This window comes from Flavobacterium tiangeerense (assembly GCF_007830355.1).
Taxonomy (GTDB): Bacteria; Bacteroidota; Bacteroidia; order Flavobacteriales; family Flavobacteriaceae; genus Flavobacterium; species Flavobacterium tiangeerense.
Window position 1 is genome coordinate 230,289 of the sequence record NZ_VLKO01000001.1, and the last position, 17,975, is coordinate 248,263.

Here is a 17,975-nt window from a genome sequence, read left to right on the forward strand (position 1 = left end):
TTTTTATTATGCATGCATACTATTTTTATTTTATTATATTTACATTAAAAAATATCAAGATATGAGTTATACAGATAAAATGTTACGCGACGATGCGCTTCAAGGAAAAGTTATAGTTGTAACTGGAGGTGGTAGCGGATTAGGTAAAGCAATGACTAAATATTTCCTTGAATTAGGTGCGAAAGTGGCTATTTCTTCAAGAGATATTGAGAAATTAAAAAAAACAGCTGCTGAACTTGAGCAAGAAACAGGAGGAACTTGTTTGCCTATTCAATGTGACGTGCGTCATTACGAAGAAGTAGAAAATATGCTTCAAGAAGTTTTAAAAACCTTTGGAAAAGTAGACGTCTTACTTAACAATGCTGCTGGAAATTTCATTTCCCCTACAGAGCGACTTTCGTCAAATGCATTTGATACTGTTATTGATATTGTACTTAAAGGAACTAAAAACTGCACGTTGGCTTTTGGAAAACATTGGATCGATACCAAACAAGCCTCATCGACTGTTTTAAATATTGTAACCACTTATGCTTGGACAGGATCAGCGTATGTAGTGCCTAGTGCTACTGCAAAAGCGGGAGTGTTAGCCATGACAAGAAGTTTAGCTGTAGAGTGGGCTAAATATGGTATTCGTACTAATGCTATTGCGCCAGGACCGTTCCCTACAAAGGGAGCTTGGGATAGATTACTTCCTGGAGACTTAGCCGAAAAATTTGATATGGCAAAAAAAGTGCCTTTAAAACGTGTAGGCGATCACCAAGAATTAGCTAATCTTGCAGCTTATTTAGTGTCTGATTTTTCAGCCTATATCAACGGAGATGTAATTACTATTGATGGTGGCGAATGGCTTAAAGGAGCTGGGCAATTTAATTTACTAGAGGCTATTCCAGAAGAACTTTGGGATCAACTAGAAATGATGATCAAAGCCAAAAAAAATAAATAAACACGAGTCTAGCAACATAAAAAAAGGCAAAACAACCAAGTGTAAAGCTTGTTTGTTTTGCCTTTTATAGTTACAAAATAATTATTCTAAAGCTAGTAAGATTTCGCTGGTAAGTAATCCGCTGCCGCCTCCATAATGTTGTACGATTCGGCAATGGGGTTGTTGTTTTTCAAAAAAAGAGCGTAAAGATTCTTCTTCTTGTTCTAAAATTCCACATCCTAACAGAACAATATCAAAATTAGATTCTGCAAAAATTGCTTTGGCTTCATCATCTTTTAATACGCCTTGAGCATACCAATTATCTTGCTTATTGATCAAACGAATTACTGTTTGCAATATTTCAAGATGTCTTCCTATGTATAAAATATTGACTTTTTTCATGGTATTGGTATACATTACTTCGGCGAAATCCTCAACAAACAACGACTTACTTTTTAAAAATAGAGTTTATTGTTTTACGAATTGCAATTCGATTGCCAAACGAACCTCATCACTTACAAGAACACCACCTGTTTCAAGAGCTGAATTCCAAGTCAATCCCCAATCTTTGCGGCTAATTTTACCTTCTAAAGCAAAAGCTACTTTGGTATTACCCCAAGGATCTTGCATTATTCCTCCAAAATCAGCAGCTAAAGTAATTGGTTTTGTTACGCCATGTAAAGACAAATCGCCTACCAATTCATAATCAGAACCGCTTTTTTGTGTAAAAGAAGTAGCTTGGAAAGCAATTTCTGGAAATTGCTCCGCATCAAAAAAATCAGCACTTTGCAAATGCTTGTCTCTATCGGCATTACTTGTATTTACTGAAGCTACAGCACCTGTGAAATTAATTTTAGCATTCTCAAAACTTTCATTTTCTGTTTCAATAGTAGCATCAAAAGTTAAAAATTTACCAGAAACATTTGTAAACATCATGTGTTTTACTTTAAACCCTATTTCAGAGTGTGTTGGGTCAATTGCCCATTTAGTTGTAGCCATAATTGATTTATTTAAAAATTAATAGATTGTTTATAATTTAAAGTTGCATGGGTACTTCCATCAATAAAATTTCGGCACCATCACTGTTTGACGTAATTTCAAAAGAATTTGTATCCCATATTCCTAAACCATCTCTTTCATTTAAAGAAACACCACCAATTGTAAAATCACCTTTCAAAATAAAAGCATAAACGCCATTTCCAGATTTATTCAATTGGTAATTAGCTGTATGCATGTTATCAAACTTACCAATATGAAACCAAGCATCTTGATGAATCCATACACCAGCATCCTCTGGATTAGGAGACAAAATTTGTTGTAATTTATTGTGTCGATCGCTTAAATCCAAAGTAACTTGGTCATAACGCGGGGTAACATTCTTTTTATTTGGATAAATCCAAATTTGTAAAAATTTAACTAGTTGATCTTTGTTTTTATTATACTCACTATGAAAAATTCCGGTACCTGCACTCATCACTTGAATATCACCTTCTTTGATCACAGTAGTATTCCCCATGCTGTCTTGATGCTCTAGATCTCCTTCAAGAGGAATGGATATTATTTCCATATTATCATGCGGATGTTTACCAAAACCCATACCTTGATTCACTCTATCATCATTTAATACACGTAAAACTCCAAAATTCATTCGGTCTTTGTTGTGGTAATTTGCAAAACTAAAAGTGTGATAGGACTCTAACCAGCCATGATTAGCATGCCCACGAGTGTTCGCTTTGTGTAGTTCATAATGAGTTAGTGCATTTTCTTGAGGTATCGTTGTATTTTCCATGATTTCGTGTTTTAATATTAGAGTACAAAATTGCAACAAAAAAGAAACTAGGACATTGAACTAGGACAAGAAAAACAATTTTCTACATTATTTCTTAGCCATTTTTGTTCTTATTTTGCTTAAAAATTCAGCCGAAATGCCCAAATAAGAGGCAATATAATGTTGTGCCACACGTTGCGAGAGAGTGGGATATTGTGCTGTGAATTCTTGGTATTTTTCGGTGGCCGATCTTGATATAGTTTGAAATAAACGCTCCTGAGTTACAGCAAGGCTACGTTGCATTAAAATCCTAAAAGCACGTTCAAACCGTGGTGCTTTCGCAAATAGCTCTTCTTTGGTTTCTGGGTTAAAGACGAAGAATTCACAATCTTCCAGAGTTTCTATAAAAACGCGACTCGGTTTATTTTCATAAATACTAAATGAACTATCACTCACCCAAGCATTTTCTATGGCAAATTGCAAAATGACTTCAAAACCATTAGCATCAATATAATACTTGCGAACACAGCCTTTGATTACAAAAATTTCAAAATTACAGATCTCCCCTTCTTGCAACAACATGGTTTTTTTGGGCACCTCTTTATAAGTCAAAAGTGAATTGAAAATTTCTAACTCACTTGAACTGAAAGAAACATAACGAGTGATATTGGAGTTAATTTGTGTATACACGATAGGTTCTGAATTTAAAAATTAAAGATACTAAATCTGATCGCATAAAGGACAAAAAAAGCATGCTGTTGAACTAATTTTTATTTGAAAAATGGAAAACTACCCCATTAAAATTCCTATTTTTGCCTCAATAAAAACATAATAATACACATATGCTAATTATAGGAATTGCTGGAGGAACTGGTAGCGGAAAAACAACTGTTGTACATCAAATTATGAATGAGTTACCGCAAACAGAGGTGGGTATTATCTCTCAAGATTCTTACTACAAAGAAAACCACGGACTCTCATTTGATGAAAGAGCATTAATTAATTTTGACCATCCTAGAGCCATTGATTTTCCTTTATTAGTTTCGCATTTAAAAGAACTAAAAGCAGGAAATAACATTCACCAACCTGTGTATTCTTTTGTAACTCATAATAGAACAGACGATACTGTTTTTACACATCCTAGAAAAGTAATGATTGTAGAGGGAATTCTTATCCTTGCAAATCCAGAGTTAAGAGAATTATTTGATGTTAAAATATACGTTCATGCTGATAGTGATGAGCGCCTAATTCGACGGATGAAACGCGACATTGCAGAACGTGGTCGCGATATGAACGAGGTAATCAACCGATATCAAAATACATTGAAACCAATGCATGAGCAGTTTATAGAACCTACAAAAGCTTTTGCTGATATCATTATTCCTAATGACAAGTACAACACCGTGGCAATTGATGTGGTTAGAGCAGTAATTAACCAAAGGATTTCATAAATTACCGTATCTTTATAAAAAATACTGATCCAGTATCTAATAGCATTATAGTAAAACATGAAAAACAAATTTAAAAACAATCCTTGGCTTAAATTCTTGAGTAATAAGTATGTTTGGGTGTCCTTGTTTTTTTGTATCTGGATGATTTTTTTAGATAATTACTCTTATTTTAACCATCAGATTTTAGATGAACAAATCCACGATTTAGAGGAAAATGCAACTTATTATAAAGAGGAAATTAAGAAAGATAAAGAAAATATCAAGCAATTAAAAAATTCCGAACAAATAGAAAAATATGCTCGGGAAAAATATTACATGAAAAAAGATAGCGAAGACATTTACATTATAGAATTTGAAAACGATACTCTAGTAAATAAGTAAAATTAAAGATTTCGCAAAGCTACCAGAATTCATTTTTTTAAAGGCAAAAACAACAATATAAGTCTCCTTCCTCAAGGTAAGGTTGAGATAATGAAAACTAAAAACACAATGAGCACAAACCTTTTTGAAGATTTTGATCTTGTTTCATCCAAACAATGGAAACAAAAAATCCAGTACGAACTAAAAGGTGCGGATTATAACGAAACCTTAGTTTGGAATTCCCCTGAGGATATTATGGTAAAACCTTTTTACCACAAAGATGAAAATAGTACCGCTTTAAACAGTGGAACAAAAGCTACTGAGTTCAAAATTTGTCAAAATATTTTTGTTTTTGATATCTCAAAATCAATTGAAAGAGCTCAAGATGCCTTAAATAGAGGCGCTGATAGCTTGAGGTTTACTATTGAAAACGAAACTATAGACATTACCCTTTTATTAGAAAAAATAGCTTTTCAAAGGATTACCGTCTATTTTAACCTAAGATTTTTTTCAATCGATTTCGTGAAAAAAATAGAGGATTTTGCTAAGAAAAGCAACGTTACTATCTTTTGTAATCTAGATCCAATAGGCCAACTTGCTAAAGATGGGAATTGGTTTTCAACGCCAGAAAAAAGTAATTTTAATAGTTTGAACACTATAGCGTCATCCACGAACTCGGTTTCTTTTATTAGCGTAAACGGCGCATTGTATCAAAATGCTGGCGCTACAATTGTGCAGCAAATTGCATATAGTTTAGGTCATGTAAATGAGTATTTTAATCGTGTGGAATCAATTTCAACACCTATTGTTTTTGAAATAGCTGTTGGGACTAACTATTTCTTTGAAATTGCAAAATTGCGTGCACTGCGTATCCTATTTAACTTAATTGCTAAAGAATATAACCATACGCTACCGTGTAATATTATTGCTTTCCCTACCAAAAGAAATAAAACTTTATACGATTACAACGTAAATATGTTGCGTACCACTACCGAATGTATGAGTGCTATCTTAGGCGGCGCAGATGCTATTGCCAATTTACCTTACGATGCCTTGTACCATAAGGATAATGAATTTGGAGATAGAATAGCCCGTAATCAGTTGCTTATTCTTAAAAAAGAAAGTTATTTTGACAAAGTAAACAACCCCGCCGATGGCAGTTATTATATTGAAAATCTAACGCAACAACTTGCAGAAAAAGCCTTAGCACTGTTTAAAGATATTGAGGCAAATGGAGGTTTCCTAAAACAATTAAACGAAGGAACCATAAAAAGGAAAATTCAAGAAAGTGCAGATGCAGCGCAAGAATTATTTGATTCTGGTAAAGAAATTTTGTTAGGAACAAACAAACATCCTAACAAACAGGATAAAATGAAACATGATTTAGAGTTGTTTCCTTTTGTAAAAGTCAAGCCAAGAAAAACTTTGATTACACCAATCATTGAAAAACGTTTGGCAGAAAAAATAGAACAAGAACGATTAGAGCTTGAATAAAAGGATAATGAACTTTATAAATCAACAGAATTCCTATAATTTGGCACACTACAAATGAAAAGAAAAGATTTACAACATATAAAATTAGAAAGCAACCCTATAAATGTTGAGAATGAAAATGCAGCGACTAATGCATTTCTAACTGCAGAGGGAATAGAGCTAAAACCAACATACACACAGCAAGATATTGACAACCTCAAGCATCTAGATTTTGGAGCTGGTTTCGCACCCAATTTACGTGGACCCTACGCAACCATGTACGTTCGCCGTCCTTGGACCGTGCGTCAATATGCAGGATTTTCAACAGCTGAAGAGAGTAATGCCTTTTACCGCAGAAACTTAGCTGCAGGACAAAAAGGACTTTCAGTAGCTTTTGACTTGCCTACCCATAGAGGATATGATTCAGATCACGAACGTGTGGTAGGCGATGTAGGAAAGGCAGGAGTCGCTATAGATTCCGTTGAGGATATGAAGGTTCTTTTTGACCAAATCCCTCTTGATGAAATGTCAGTATCCATGACTATGAATGGTGCTGTTTTACCTATAATGGCTTTTTATATTGTAGCTGCAGAAGAGCAAGGAGTTAAAGCAGAACTACTCTCTGGAACTATACAAAATGATATTCTAAAGGAGTTCATGGTGCGTAATACCTATATTTATCCCCCTACACCTTCGATGAAAATAATTGCTGATATCTTTGAGTATACCAGCAAAAACATGCCTAAGTTCAATTCCATTTCAATTTCTGGATACCACATGCAAGAAGCTGGAGCTACAGCCGATATTGAATTAGCGTATACACTAGCTGATGGATTGGAATACATCAGAACTGGATTAGCCACAGGAATGAAAATAGATGAATTTGCTCCGCGTTTGTCCTTTTTCTGGGCAATTGGAATGAATCATTTTATGGAAATTGCAAAAATGCGTGCCGGTAGAATGATCTGGGCTAAATTAGTCAAACAGTTTGAACCAAAAGATGATAAGTCTTTGGCGTTACGAACGCATTGTCAAACATCAGGATGGAGTTTAACCGAGCAAGATCCATTTAATAATGTAGCAAGAACTTGTATAGAAGCTGCTGCTGCCGCTTTTGGTGGTACACAATCTTTACATACCAATGCACTTGATGAAGCCATTGCATTGCCAACAGATTTCTCAGCTAGGATTGCAAGAAATACTCAGCTATATCTTCAAGAAGAAACTAAAATTACAAAGACAGTAGATCCATGGGCTGGCAGTTATTATGTAGAGAGTTTGACGAATGAAATTGCCGAAAACGCATGGAAATTAATCGAAGAAGTTGAAGAACTTGGCGGAATGACCAAAGCTATTGAATCTGGTATCCCAAAATTACGTATTGAAGAAGCAGCCGCAAGAAAACAAGCTAGAATAGACAGCGGACAAGATATTATTGTAGGTGTAAATCAATATCGATTAGAAAAGGAAGATCCACTACAGATTCTTGATGTAGATAATCAAATGGTTCGCAAGCAGCAACTAGAACAACTAGATCGAATTAAAGCGTCTAGAGATACCCAAAAAGTACAAGATTCACTAAAAAAACTGACCCTTTGCGCACAAACTGGTGAAGGAAATTTACTTGAAATTGCAGTTGAAGCAGCCAGAAATAGAACTACACTTGGAGAAATTAGTGATGCACTTGAAGCCGTTTTTGGCAGGTACAAAGCACAAATAAAATCATTTAGCGGTGTGTATAGTAAAGAAATAAAAGACGACAAAAGTTTTGAAAAAGCAAAACAACTTGCCGACGAATTTGCAGTAAAAGAAGGCCGTCGCCCTCGAATCATGATTGCAAAGATGGGGCAAGACGGTCATGACAGAGGTGCAAAAGTAGTAGCAACAGGCTATGCCGATGTGGGATTTGATGTGGATATAGGTCCGCTTTTTCAAACACCTGAAGAAGCTGCCAAACAAGCCGTAGAAAATGATGTGCATATTCTAGGTGTTTCATCCTTAGCTGCTGGACACAAAACGCTAGTGCCACAAGTAATTGACGAATTAAAAAAATACGGTCGTGAAGATATTATGGTCGTTGTAGGCGGTGTAATTCCAGCGCAAGATTATCAATTTTTATTTGATGCTGGCGCGGTAGCTGTTTTTGGCCCTGGAACAAAAATAAGTGACGCAGCAATCAAAATACTTGAAATATTGCTCGAAAGTTTTGAATAAACCTTTTACAAAACAAAAAAATCACCTAAATGGTGATTTTTTTGTTTTTACAATGAATGTAAAAGATAATTACTTCTCGTAAAAGTTCGTCCAATACATCCGTATTGAATTTGAACAAACAAAAATTAAAATTTTAAAGTTTATTTTAGAAAATAAAAAAATACTAGATATTATGGACTGTTGCATTATTATCTGCAACAATAAAGGAAGTGTCATACCCGCCAAACATTTTCATATAACTCCTGATAGAGGTACCGTAAGCATCTCTAAAGTTGCGCTTGCCTTCGTGTCTAAAATATTTTTTTACCGATCCTGCGCCTCCTAAATGAGCAGCAGCTAATATTCCTGATTCGGTGATTCGGATTCCATTGAGCACTGTACCATCGTACTTCTCAATTTCTCTTTTTAATTCCCACTTATTTTTTGCTAATAGTGCAATAAAAGCGCGCTCTTGTAATTCAGGACTATTCAAAAAGGTAGTACTACTCTTTACACCAACAGATTTTAGCGTTTCGGTACCAAATTGATATTTACCTAAATATCCAAGTGAATTGATTTTCTTGTATTTGCTTTCGGATTCTCGATGCCCGATCGCTTCTTTGAAGCCTATGAAAAAATTTCCTGTAAATGGAATATTCAAATTAGTGTATTCGCTTGCTTCTTCGGATGGAAATAAGTAGTGTGTTCCATCTTCTTCGTTGATTAGAAACCAAGGGCTGGTTTCTAGATTAAAAGGTTTAAAACCTGAGCTTAAAAAAACTGTAATCACAGTTAGGCTAGCATAAAAATACCACTTCTTTATCATAAATTGTTTTTCTTCAAAACGCTGTCCCGTTAAGAAATTTCTATGCACAAAGATACAAAAAAAATAGCAAGCTTGATAATCAGCACGTTAAACTTATCTAAAAATAGATTAAGTGGTATTTAATACCGTTTAAGTGCGAGAACTCTATTGTAGGTGCAGGAATTTTGACCGTATTAAAAACCGAGAAAACCGTCTTCAAAAAATGAGAATTGGTTTTGATTTTTGTCAAGTCAACATCCAAACTAAAGTAAAACTGTCTATATCGTTGTGGATTAAAAGTCGCATCTGGAGCAAGTGTAACGCTATTTCCCGTTATCATTCCTTTGGCACCATAACCCAAAGCAACATTCAACCATTTTGGTATTTTAGAATTTTTAGCAAAGGAATGTAAATTGATAGAGAGCCAATACGTTTGTCCGTTATAATCCTTTATGATTTGTTCTGATAATGATTTCCCTAACACCGCTGGACGGTATTGCGCATAGGGTGAAGTATGGAAAGAAAATTTTGGCAGTATGCGTTGTTCATCCCACAGTAATTCTTGCGACACGTACAAGCCTGTTCCTGTAGCATTAGCAACAACATCGCCTAGAGAAGCTCCCCATTCTGCGGAGTATCCGTCCATTACCTCAACAGCAGTCAAGAATGCAAAACCCAATCCTGCACCATAAATCAGTTGATTTTTTTTAGAAGCTCCACTCCAATGGAGCATTTGAGCACTAAAACTACCCAATTGATAGGATGAAAATACATGGCCTACTTTGTCCATCTGCAACCACTCTGCATTATCATTTACAAAATGAAAATCAGATTTGGGATAATTGGCATACCATAACTGATTCAAAGCAAGTAATGTTCCTGTTGCAACCACAGCTTGGGAAACCAATACTATTTTTTGCCTTTGCACTTGTATTGTATCCGAAGGTTTTAAAAACGTGTTTAATTTGCTTTGGCAAAAGCCAATTTGAAAAAACAGAACGGCCACAAACGTGCACCTCAAAGTAGTGATCACAACTATCTTTTTACACCTTGATTGTTAATCCAATCTGAATATTTTTTGGCATTTACATTATGTTCTGGCAATGTAGCTGCAAATTCATGATACCCAAAACGGTCAACACTAGCGCAAAAATAAATGAAATCGTTTTTTTCAGGATTTAAAACAGCCTCTAATGCGGTAATATCAGGCATAGCAATTGGCCCAGGAGGCAAACCAATATTCATGTATGTATTGTAAGGATGAGACATTGTCAGGTCATTGTAAAAAACTCTTTTGATTACTTGATTAAAATCATTGGCTTTCTTTTTCATGGCAAAAATCACCGTAGGATCTGCTTGTAAAGGCATTTCTAATTTCAATCGGTTGAGATATACTCCTGCAATTCTTGGTCTTTCGTCTTTTTTAACCGACTCTTTGTGAACAATTGAGGCTAAAATAGTAGCTTCAACTGGAGTAAGGCCTTGGGCTTTTGCCTTTGCAGTACGCTCTTCATTCCAAAAATTACGGTATTCTTTAATCATTTTATCTCGAAACTTTTCGGCTGGGGTATTCCAATAAATTTCGTAAGTATTGGGAATAAACATGGCTAAAATATTTTCCTCATTGAATCCGTTTTCTTGTAAAAAAACTGAATCTTTAAATGTATTTAGCAAAACTAAACTATCCGCTTCTATTTGAGATCCTACACGACCTGCAAGATTTTCTATTCGTTCTTGATTGTTGAATGCTAATTTTACTGGCGAATTCAAACGTAAGGTTTTTACAAGATCATAGCTACTCATTCCCTTTGTAAGTAAAAATCGACCTGGAATTACATTTTCAATATAGCCACGCTTAGAAGCTACAAGCTCAAAACGCTCTAAATTTTCTACATAAGGGCTTAAAATTTTCTTGACATCTTCATATTTAGAATCGGTAGGTACATAAACGTACACTTCTTGCTCCGGAAACTTAGTATTGGCAGAGAAAATTTGTTTTAATAAAATCATGCCGTAGATCATCAGTCCAGATATCAAAACAACTGAAACAATGCTAATAATTTTCTTAGTATTCATAGGGTGGTATTATTTTTTTAAGCTTTTAGTTTTTTTTTGAAAAGGTAATTAATTGATTTAAAAACATTTATATCTTAACCTGAAAAATTAAAATTTAGTATTGATAAGCTGGTACATGGCTTCATCTTTGTAATTTCCCTGATGCAAAGTCCATTCTTTTTTTATACCAATCATTTCAAATCCAAATTTAGTAAAAAGTGCGGTACTTGCTACATTTTCAGTACCAATATTTGCATATAATTGATGTAAATTAAGATTACAGAATGCATATTCTATTAATAACTCCAAAGCTTCGGAACCTACATTCTGATTTCGGTTTTCGCTCTTTTGAATTACAATACCCACACCTGCCCTATTATTCTTTGGATCAAAATCAAATAAATCTATCAATCCAAGTGCAGGAAAGTCTTGGTCTTGACAAATGGCGAGTCGCAATTGCTTGGCTTCGTAAATATCTTGATGTGCGTTTTCAAGGTATTGCTTGACTAGAAACCTACTGTATGGAGTGTTTGTATTACTAACCTCCCAAATACTTTGGTCGTTTTCAATTGCATAAATAAATTCTAAATCATTGGGTTCTAATGCCCGAATGTAAATATTATCGCCTTTTAATGTTTTCATTTATTTATTTCAGAAAGTTACACAGAGACACACCAAACTTGATTCTAATACTGGTTTTGAAAATTAAATCTCAATCGTCCCTTGAAATACAAATTGAGCTGGGCCTTTTAAAAACACATTGGTAAACACGCCCTCATTGACATCAAATGAAATTGCTAATTTGCCGCCTTCAACATTCAAATCTATTGCTGTTGCAGGTGTTTTCCCTAAAACATTCATGGCAATAGCGACAGCTGTAGCGCCTGTTCCGCAAGAAAGTGTTTCATCTTCAACGCCTCTTTCATACGTTCGAAGAGAAAAGGTATTTCCATTAATTTGCTCTACAAAATTAACATTACTACCTGCCTGTCCGTATAAATCTCCGTATCTAATTGATGCGCCAATATTTTTTACATCGTAGTTTTCTAGATCACTTACCAATTGTACGTGATGTGGTGAACCTGTATTTAAAAACACATAATCCTCCTCAACTTGCACCGCAGGTACATCGATCATTTGCAATGCTACAATTTCGTTCTCGTCAATAGTACCATGATGCAATCCATCTGTGGCTATAAATGTAGTTTTGTTTTCAATAACCTGAAGCTTTTTGGCGAAAGCCACTAAACAGCGTCCACCATTACCACACATAGAACTCTGGTTTCCATCTGAGTTGTAATACACCATTTTAAAATCGGTATCCAAGTCGTTTTCTAACAAAATCAAACCATCGCCTCCTATTCCAAATCGGCGGTCACACAGTTGAGCGATCAATTTTGTATTCTCTTTTGGAAAAAAATTACTACGGTTGTCAATCATTACAAAATCATTGCCCGTTCCTTGGTATTTATAAAATTCTAATTGCATTTTTTATCGTGTTGAATGATACAAAAGTACGAACTATTAATGAAATGTTAATCATTGTTAAAGAGCGTTAAACTGTATTTTAACAACCAATTTAATTTTTAATTTTACGTGTAAATATCTTTAAAAACGAATTTAATTATGAAAAATTTTTCAACACTTTTTTTAGTTTCCTTGTTGAGCGGAGTAGTAACACTAGGTTCATACAAGCTATTATTTGATACCGATGGCTTTTTTTCTAAAGATAAAGCCGGATTGGTTACCATGGCCTCTGATTCCTATAATAAGAGAGTAGGATTATCATCGGAAGTACTAGATTTTACTGAGGCGGCTGATAAAACGATACACACGGTGGTACACGTAAAAAACGTTTCCAGAACCACTGTTTCTAATCCGATTCTGGAATATTTTTACGGCTTTCGTGGCGGACAATCGCAGGAGCAAGTAGGAACAGGATCTGGAGTAATAATCTCTGAAGACGGGTACATTGTAACGAACAATCACGTGATTAAAGATGCATCTGAAATTGAAATTACGCTCAATAACAAGAAATCATACAAAGCAAAATTAATTGGCACCGACTCCAAAATGGACATTGCTTTGCTTAAAATCGATGCGGGTGAAAAGCTTCAATACACGGCTTTCGCCAATTCTGATTCAGTGAAAGTAGGTGAATGGGTATTAGCAGTAGGAAATCCGTACAACCTGAATTCGACAGTTACAGCAGGTATCGTTTCGGCGAAAGCTAGAAATCTTGACACGAGCGGAATTCAATCTTTCATTCAAACGGATGCAGCGGTAAACCCAGGAAACAGTGGTGGTGCCTTAGTGAATACTCGTGGCGAATTGATTGGAATTAATACGATGATTTCTTCGCCAACTGGAAGTTATACCGGATACTCCTTTGCGGTTCCCTCAAACATCACCCGAAAAATCATTGAAGATTTAATGGAATTTGGGAATGTACAACGCGGAATTCTAGGCGTTGAAGGTGGCGAATTAAACAGTATCTCATCTAAAGATTACGGTATTAGTTTGACTCAAGGATTTTACATCAATAAAGTCACTAAAAATTCTGGTGCTGACAAAGCTGGCTTAGCCAAAGGCGATGTAATTGTAAAAATAGACGAACAAAACATCAGCTCATTTGCAGATTTATCAGGCTATATTAACACCAAACGCCCAAATGACAAAGTTCAAGTGACTTATAGCAGAGACGGAAAAACGAAAACCGTTCCTGTAACTTTGAGTAAAAATGAGTTTTTTAATGCTGAGTTCAAAGGAATGACTTTAGAAAACATTGAAGCAGCTGACAAAAAGAAATTTAAAATCGATTACGGAGTGCGCATCAAAGGCATTAGCGACCAAAAATGGCAGCAATATGAAGAGGAATTAGTGGGAAGTATCATTTTAAGTATCGATAATGTAAAAGCTACCAATGTAGAAACCGTATCAAAATTGATGAGTAAAATTGACGACAATCAAAAAGTGCGCATCGAATTGATTAGTAAAAATGGTGAACTGGTACGTTTCTATATGTAAGTTCATTTTTTAAAATTGAATACTAAGCCATCTTGCAAAACAAGGTGGCTTTTTTATTTTGTAAAAAAAACTAAAAACACGCTACGAAATCGATTGAAATAGGTACTTTTGCAAAAATTTTGTAAAAAATACAACACCTTATTTTCCTTAAATTTTCAACATGGCAGCTACAACTTTATACGAAAAAGAAGTCTCTTTGCAAGCCGACAGGCGACGTGCAGGAGTAAAACTGATTAAAATTATCAGTGATTTATGGTATGACAAATCGATTGAGATGGTCTTATTCCGCAATCAATTATTGGACAGAAATGTAAGTGACATTATCAATTTACACGAATATGCTGCTGAGTTTGTAGGCAAACCTATTTCAGTTTTTGATTCGGTTAAAATTGCAAAAGCTATTTTAGAATTGAACTTACTTCCTGCAAAATTAGACATCGGAAAACTTACGTATGAATATGGATTAGAAGAGGACAAATATCCAGATGCTAAGTATTTTGTAATCGACAAACTAAAAAACGCTAAAGATTCTGAAGAAATTCAGCCAAAAGATGTTGTCTTATATGGTTTTGGACGTATTGGTCGTTTATTAGCCAGAGAATTAATGTCAAAAACGGGAAAAGGAAGTCAATTGCGTTTGCGTGCTATTGTAACCCGTGATAAAAACGATGCTGTTTCTCTTGAAAAAAGAGCTTCATTGTTGCGATATGATTCTATTCATGGAGATTTTGAAGGTTCAGTAACTGCAGATCCTGCAAACAATGCTTTAATCATTAATGGAACAACCGTACATATTATTACTGCAAACGGTCCAGAAGAAATTGATTATACACAATTTGATATCAACAATGCTTTAGTAATTGACAATACAGGCGCTTTTACAACTCAAGAAGCTTTGAGCCGCCATTTAACTTCAAAAGGAGCTGATAAAGTATTGCTAACCGCTCCTGGAAAAGGAGTTCCTAATATTGTACACGGTGTAAACCACAACGAGTACAACCCGGATGAAATCAATATTTTCTCTGCTGCTTCTTGTACTACAAATGCCATTACTCCAATTTTGAAAGCGGTTGAAGATACCTTAGGCGTTGTAAAAGGACATTTAGAAACCATACATGCTTATACCAACGATCAAAACTTGGTAGACAACATGCACAAAAAATACCGCCGCGGAAGAGCTGCTGGTTTAAACATGGTAATTACTGAAACCGGTGCTGGAAGCGCTGTTGCAAAAGCGTTACCCTCATTAGAAGGGAAACTAACTTCTAATGCTATCAGAGTACCTGTTCCTAATGGATCACTTGTAGTTTTAAATCTTGAAGTATCAAAAACCACATCAGTTGCAGACGTTAATGCCATCATGAAAAAATATGCGCTAGAGGGAGAACTTGTAGAGCAAATTAAATATTCCATGAATAATGAGTTGGTTTCCTCAGATATTGTAGGAACTGCGCAACCTGCAATTTATGACAGTAATGCAACCATAGTTTCAAAAGACGGAAAAAACATCGTGCTTTACATTTGGTACGATAACGAATACGGTTATAGCCACCAAGTAATTCGCTTGGCTAAATATATTGCTAAAGTAAGACGTTTCACGTACTACTAGCCTACCGTTTACAAGTTGTGGTGGGTGGTTGTAATTTTTTTAGTTTTAGTAAATAGTTTAAATGGAAGACAGCCACTTCCCAACTTGAATAAAATTCAAAATCCGTCTTGTTCTTCAACGAGACGGATTTTTTATTTTATAATTTTTGTTATGGTCCTGAATTGGCACGCAGATCACGCGGATTTAGCAGATTTTCAACTTTATAAATATTCAATCTAAACTCCGAGATTAAAAACTGTGACTGAATACTGAGACTGCGACTGAACCACAGATTTCACTATTTTTTTAGTTTTAGCCAATAGTTTTAAATTTAAAGCAACCACTTCCCAACTTGAATAAAATAAAAATCCGTCTTGTTCTTCAACGAGACGGATTTTTTATTTTATAATTTTTGTTATGGTCCTGAATTGGCACGCAGATTTAGCTGATTTTTAGTTCTGTCAATAGTTTTAAATTTAAAGCAACCACTTCCCGACTTGAATAAAATAAAAAATCCGTCTTGTGTTAAAACGAGACGGATTTTTTATTTAAAATTTTCAGTTATTGTACCGAATTGGCACGCAGATTTAGCAGATTTAGCAGATTTTCAAATTTAAAAATATTCAATCTAAACTCCGAGATTAAAAACTGAGACTGAATACTGAGACTGAAAACTGTAAACTGTAAACTGTAAACCGTAAACTGAGACTAAAAAAACCTACTCCTTCGCCTTAGTCATATAGTAAATCGGGATACCTATAAGCATAATCAAAACACCCCAACCACAGGTAGTTGGTTTTGTGTACAATAACGCCAAGCAAATCGCCGAAGAAATCAAAATGTACACAGCAGGCAATACCGGATAACCAAAAGCCTTGTACGGACGTTCTGCATTGGGCATTTTTCTGCGTAAAATAAAAATTCCTAATATCGTTAAGATGTAAAACACCAGTACAATAATCACCACAAAATCAAGCAAATCACCATACTTACCCGTCAAACACAAGGCCGAAGCCCAGATGCATTGCGCCCAAATAGACCATTCTGGTACACTTGCTTTGTTTAACGAAACCGCTTTTTTAAAGAAAACACCATCCTGCGCCATAGTATAATAAACACGAGCACCCGCCATAATCAAACCATTGTTACACGCAAAAGTCGAAATCATAATCATCACGGCAATAATCAAAGTTCCTACCGACCCAAAAATAGTTTGCGAAGCCACAACAGCCACACGATCTGATTCGGCAGTAGCAATATCAAACAAAGGCACCACAGCCAAGTACATCACATTGGCCACAATATATATCACACTCACTAATAATGTTCCTAAAAACAAACTCAAACCCACATTGCGTTTAGGGTTTTTAATTTCTCCTGCAATAAAAGTTACGCCTTCCCAAGCCACACTCGAGAATTGCGATCCCACAAATGCCGCCGAAATACCTGATATCAGCGCAATACCACCAATAGGCAACCACTCGCCTGTTTCCACATTCAAACTTTGAGCTTGCCATGCGTTGGCCCAATTCGCATCCCACACCGCACTATCGGCAGCAATGAAACCAAAAATAATCAAACCCGCTAACGAGAGTACTTTGATCACCGTAAGCACCGTTTGCAAAATCTTAGAGTTTTTCACCCCGCGACTGTTCACATAACTCAACAACACAATCGTAACAATAGAAACAATCTGGGCAGCGTTCAGTTTAAAGTCGCCTATTTCATACAAAATATTTTTATCACTCAAAGGCGCATACAAGTACGCCGCAAATTTGGCAAAAGCCACACCCACAGCCGCAATAGTACCAGTTTGAATCACCGCAAAAAAGCTCCATCCGTACAAAAAACCAATCAGTTTGCCGTAAGCTTCCTTAATATAGACATACTGTCCGCCCGCCGTAGGGAACATCGCGCTCAACTCGCCATAACTCACCGCAGCAATCACGGTAATCACGCCCGTAAGTACCCACATAGCAATCAGCCAGCCGGCAGAGCCAAGTTGTCGCACCATATCCGAGCTTACAATAAATATCCCCGATCCTATCATAGAACCCACCACAAGCATGGTCCCGTCAAGTAGTCCTAATTCTCTCTTAAAATTGTCTGGTTTTTGGTCTTCCATAAAATGGTTTTTTGGTTAGTTGTGGGCTAAAGATATACTTTTTTTAGAAATCTAAATTCAGATATATTCATTTTGGGCATGTCCCAGCTTCCGCACGGCTACAGCTGCGTCAGGCTATCCGCTCTATCTTTATTTTCTTAAAGAAAGAAAATAAAGGATGCCGCTCCTATCCTTCATGCAAAATCCTCCTTTTCATATTCAATCTCAA

The 17,975-nt window shown here is 35.6% G+C and carries 17 protein-coding genes; 7 read left to right on the forward strand and 10 right to left on the reverse strand.

The features are described 5' to 3' along the window. The first annotated feature begins 61 nt into the window (after positions 1-61). Positions 62-943 (forward strand): SDR family oxidoreductase, encoded by an 882-nt coding sequence (locus IQ05_RS01055; RefSeq protein ID WP_167496916.1) that lies wholly within the window; start codon positions 62-64, stop codon positions 941-943. Between the two features lie 81 nt (positions 944-1,024). On the opposite strand, the gene IQ05_RS01060 is transcribed toward IQ05_RS01055, so the two are convergent. The 4 genes from IQ05_RS01060 to IQ05_RS01075 form a co-directional block, all read right to left on the reverse strand. Next, positions 1,025-1,366: a hypothetical protein gene (locus IQ05_RS01060; protein ID WP_244289508.1), complete on the reverse strand. Its 342-nt coding sequence runs from the start codon at positions 1,364-1,366 to the stop codon at positions 1,025-1,027. 24 nt (positions 1,367-1,390) lie between these two features. Beyond that, the gene (locus tag IQ05_RS01065) at positions 1,391-1,921 is read right to left on the reverse strand and encodes a YceI family protein (RefSeq protein WP_144889066.1); all 531 of its coding nucleotides are present in this window, start codon (positions 1,919-1,921) and stop codon (positions 1,391-1,393) included. Between the two features lie 37 nt (positions 1,922-1,958). After that, entirely contained in the window at positions 1,959-2,711 is a 753-nt protein-coding gene (locus IQ05_RS01070) for a pirin family protein (protein WP_144889067.1), read from the reverse strand. A gap of 87 nt (positions 2,712-2,798) precedes the next feature. Then, positions 2,799-3,380: a Crp/Fnr family transcriptional regulator gene (locus IQ05_RS01075; RefSeq protein WP_144889068.1), complete on the reverse strand. Its 582-nt coding sequence runs from the start codon at positions 3,378-3,380 to the stop codon at positions 2,799-2,801. A gap of 152 nt (positions 3,381-3,532) precedes the next feature. Between IQ05_RS01075 and udk the strand changes: the two genes are divergently transcribed. The 4 genes from udk to scpA all read left to right on the forward strand — a co-directional run bounded on the left by udk (position 3,533) and on the right by scpA (position 8,188). After that, entirely contained in the window at positions 3,533-4,141 is a 609-nt protein-coding gene (gene udk / locus IQ05_RS01080; RefSeq protein WP_086454257.1) for a uridine kinase, read from the forward strand. A gap of 57 nt (positions 4,142-4,198) precedes the next feature. Further along, a complete protein-coding gene (locus IQ05_RS01085; protein ID WP_144889069.1) occupies positions 4,199-4,522 on the forward strand; it encodes an FtsB family cell division protein in 324 nt (107 codons plus the stop codon). Positions 4,523-4,630: 108 nt separating this feature from the next. Further along, complete coding sequence (locus IQ05_RS01090) at positions 4,631-5,995, forward strand: methylmalonyl-CoA mutase subunit beta (protein ID WP_144889070.1); 1,365 nt, start codon at positions 4,631-4,633, stop codon at positions 5,993-5,995. Between the two features lie 54 nt (positions 5,996-6,049). Beyond that, entirely contained in the window at positions 6,050-8,188 is a 2,139-nt protein-coding gene (gene scpA / locus IQ05_RS01095) for a methylmalonyl-CoA mutase (RefSeq protein WP_144889071.1), read from the forward strand. A 163-nt stretch (positions 8,189-8,351) separates the two neighbouring features. Here the strand turns inward: scpA and IQ05_RS01100 are convergent, their stop codons facing one another. The 5 genes from IQ05_RS01100 to dapF all read right to left on the reverse strand — a co-directional run bounded on the left by IQ05_RS01100 (position 8,352) and on the right by dapF (position 12,515). Continuing rightward, on the reverse strand, positions 8,352-8,993 hold the full coding sequence (locus IQ05_RS01100) for a peptidoglycan-binding protein LysM (RefSeq protein WP_144889072.1): 642 nt from the start codon (positions 8,991-8,993) through the stop codon (positions 8,352-8,354). A gap of 97 nt (positions 8,994-9,090) precedes the next feature. Continuing rightward, the gene (locus IQ05_RS01105; protein WP_394345191.1) at positions 9,091-9,978 is read right to left on the reverse strand and encodes a DUF2279 domain-containing protein; all 888 of its coding nucleotides are present in this window, start codon (positions 9,976-9,978) and stop codon (positions 9,091-9,093) included. 29 nt (positions 9,979-10,007) lie between these two features. Beyond that, positions 10,008-11,048: an endolytic transglycosylase MltG gene (gene mltG / locus IQ05_RS01110; protein ID WP_144889073.1), complete on the reverse strand. Its 1,041-nt coding sequence runs from the start codon at positions 11,046-11,048 to the stop codon at positions 10,008-10,010. Positions 11,049-11,135: 87 nt separating this feature from the next. Continuing rightward, a complete protein-coding gene (locus IQ05_RS01115; protein ID WP_144889074.1) occupies positions 11,136-11,669 on the reverse strand; it encodes a GNAT family N-acetyltransferase in 534 nt (177 codons plus the stop codon). A gap of 63 nt (positions 11,670-11,732) precedes the next feature. After that, the gene (dapF, locus tag IQ05_RS01120) at positions 11,733-12,515 is read right to left on the reverse strand and encodes a diaminopimelate epimerase (protein WP_144889075.1); all 783 of its coding nucleotides are present in this window, start codon (positions 12,513-12,515) and stop codon (positions 11,733-11,735) included. Positions 12,516-12,653: 138 nt separating this feature from the next. On the opposite strand from dapF, the gene IQ05_RS01125 reads away from it, so the two are divergent. After that, a complete protein-coding gene (locus IQ05_RS01125; protein ID WP_144889076.1) occupies positions 12,654-14,054 on the forward strand; it encodes a trypsin-like peptidase domain-containing protein in 1,401 nt (466 codons plus the stop codon). 160 nt (positions 14,055-14,214) lie between these two features. Further along, complete coding sequence (locus IQ05_RS01130; RefSeq protein WP_144889077.1) at positions 14,215-15,663, forward strand: glyceraldehyde-3-phosphate dehydrogenase; 1,449 nt, start codon at positions 14,215-14,217, stop codon at positions 15,661-15,663. Between the two features lie 697 nt (positions 15,664-16,360). Here the strand turns inward: IQ05_RS01130 and IQ05_RS01135 are convergent. Beyond that, positions 16,361-17,767, reverse strand: coding sequence for an APC family permease (locus IQ05_RS01135; RefSeq protein WP_144889078.1), 1,407 nt, complete (start codon positions 17,765-17,767; stop codon positions 16,361-16,363). Between the last annotated feature and the right edge of the window lie 208 nt (positions 17,768-17,975).

Bases quoted from the DNA above. Each gene is read 5' to 3' on its own strand.
- IQ05_RS01055 (WP_167496916.1), top strand. From the start codon at position 62: ATGAGTTATACAGATAAAATGTTACGCGACGATGCGCTTCAAGGAAAA.
- IQ05_RS01065 (WP_144889066.1), bottom strand. From the start codon at position 1,921: ATGGCTACAACTAAATGGGCAATTGACCCAACACACTCTGAAATAGGG.
- IQ05_RS01070 (WP_144889067.1), bottom strand. From the start codon at position 2,711: ATGGAAAATACAACGATACCTCAAGAAAATGCACTAACTCATTATGAA.
- udk (WP_086454257.1), top strand. From the start codon at position 3,533: ATGCTAATTATAGGAATTGCTGGAGGAACTGGTAGCGGAAAAACAACT.
- IQ05_RS01085 (WP_144889069.1), top strand. From the start codon at position 4,199: ATGAAAAACAAATTTAAAAACAATCCTTGGCTTAAATTCTTGAGTAAT.
- IQ05_RS01090 (WP_144889070.1), top strand. From the start codon at position 4,631: ATGAGCACAAACCTTTTTGAAGATTTTGATCTTGTTTCATCCAAACAA.
- scpA (WP_144889071.1), top strand. From the start codon at position 6,050: ATGAAAAGAAAAGATTTACAACATATAAAATTAGAAAGCAACCCTATA.
- IQ05_RS01100 (WP_144889072.1), bottom strand. From the start codon at position 8,993: ATGATAAAGAAGTGGTATTTTTATGCTAGCCTAACTGTGATTACAGTT.
- mltG (WP_144889073.1), bottom strand. From the start codon at position 11,048: ATGAATACTAAGAAAATTATTAGCATTGTTTCAGTTGTTTTGATATCT.
- IQ05_RS01115 (WP_144889074.1), bottom strand. From the start codon at position 11,669: ATGAAAACATTAAAAGGCGATAATATTTACATTCGGGCATTAGAACCC.
- dapF (WP_144889075.1), bottom strand. From the start codon at position 12,515: ATGCAATTAGAATTTTATAAATACCAAGGAACGGGCAATGATTTTGTA.
- IQ05_RS01125 (WP_144889076.1), top strand. From the start codon at position 12,654: ATGAAAAATTTTTCAACACTTTTTTTAGTTTCCTTGTTGAGCGGAGTA.
- IQ05_RS01130 (WP_144889077.1), top strand. From the start codon at position 14,215: ATGGCAGCTACAACTTTATACGAAAAAGAAGTCTCTTTGCAAGCCGAC.
- IQ05_RS01135 (WP_144889078.1), bottom strand. From the start codon at position 17,767: ATGGAAGACCAAAAACCAGACAATTTTAAGAGAGAATTAGGACTACTT.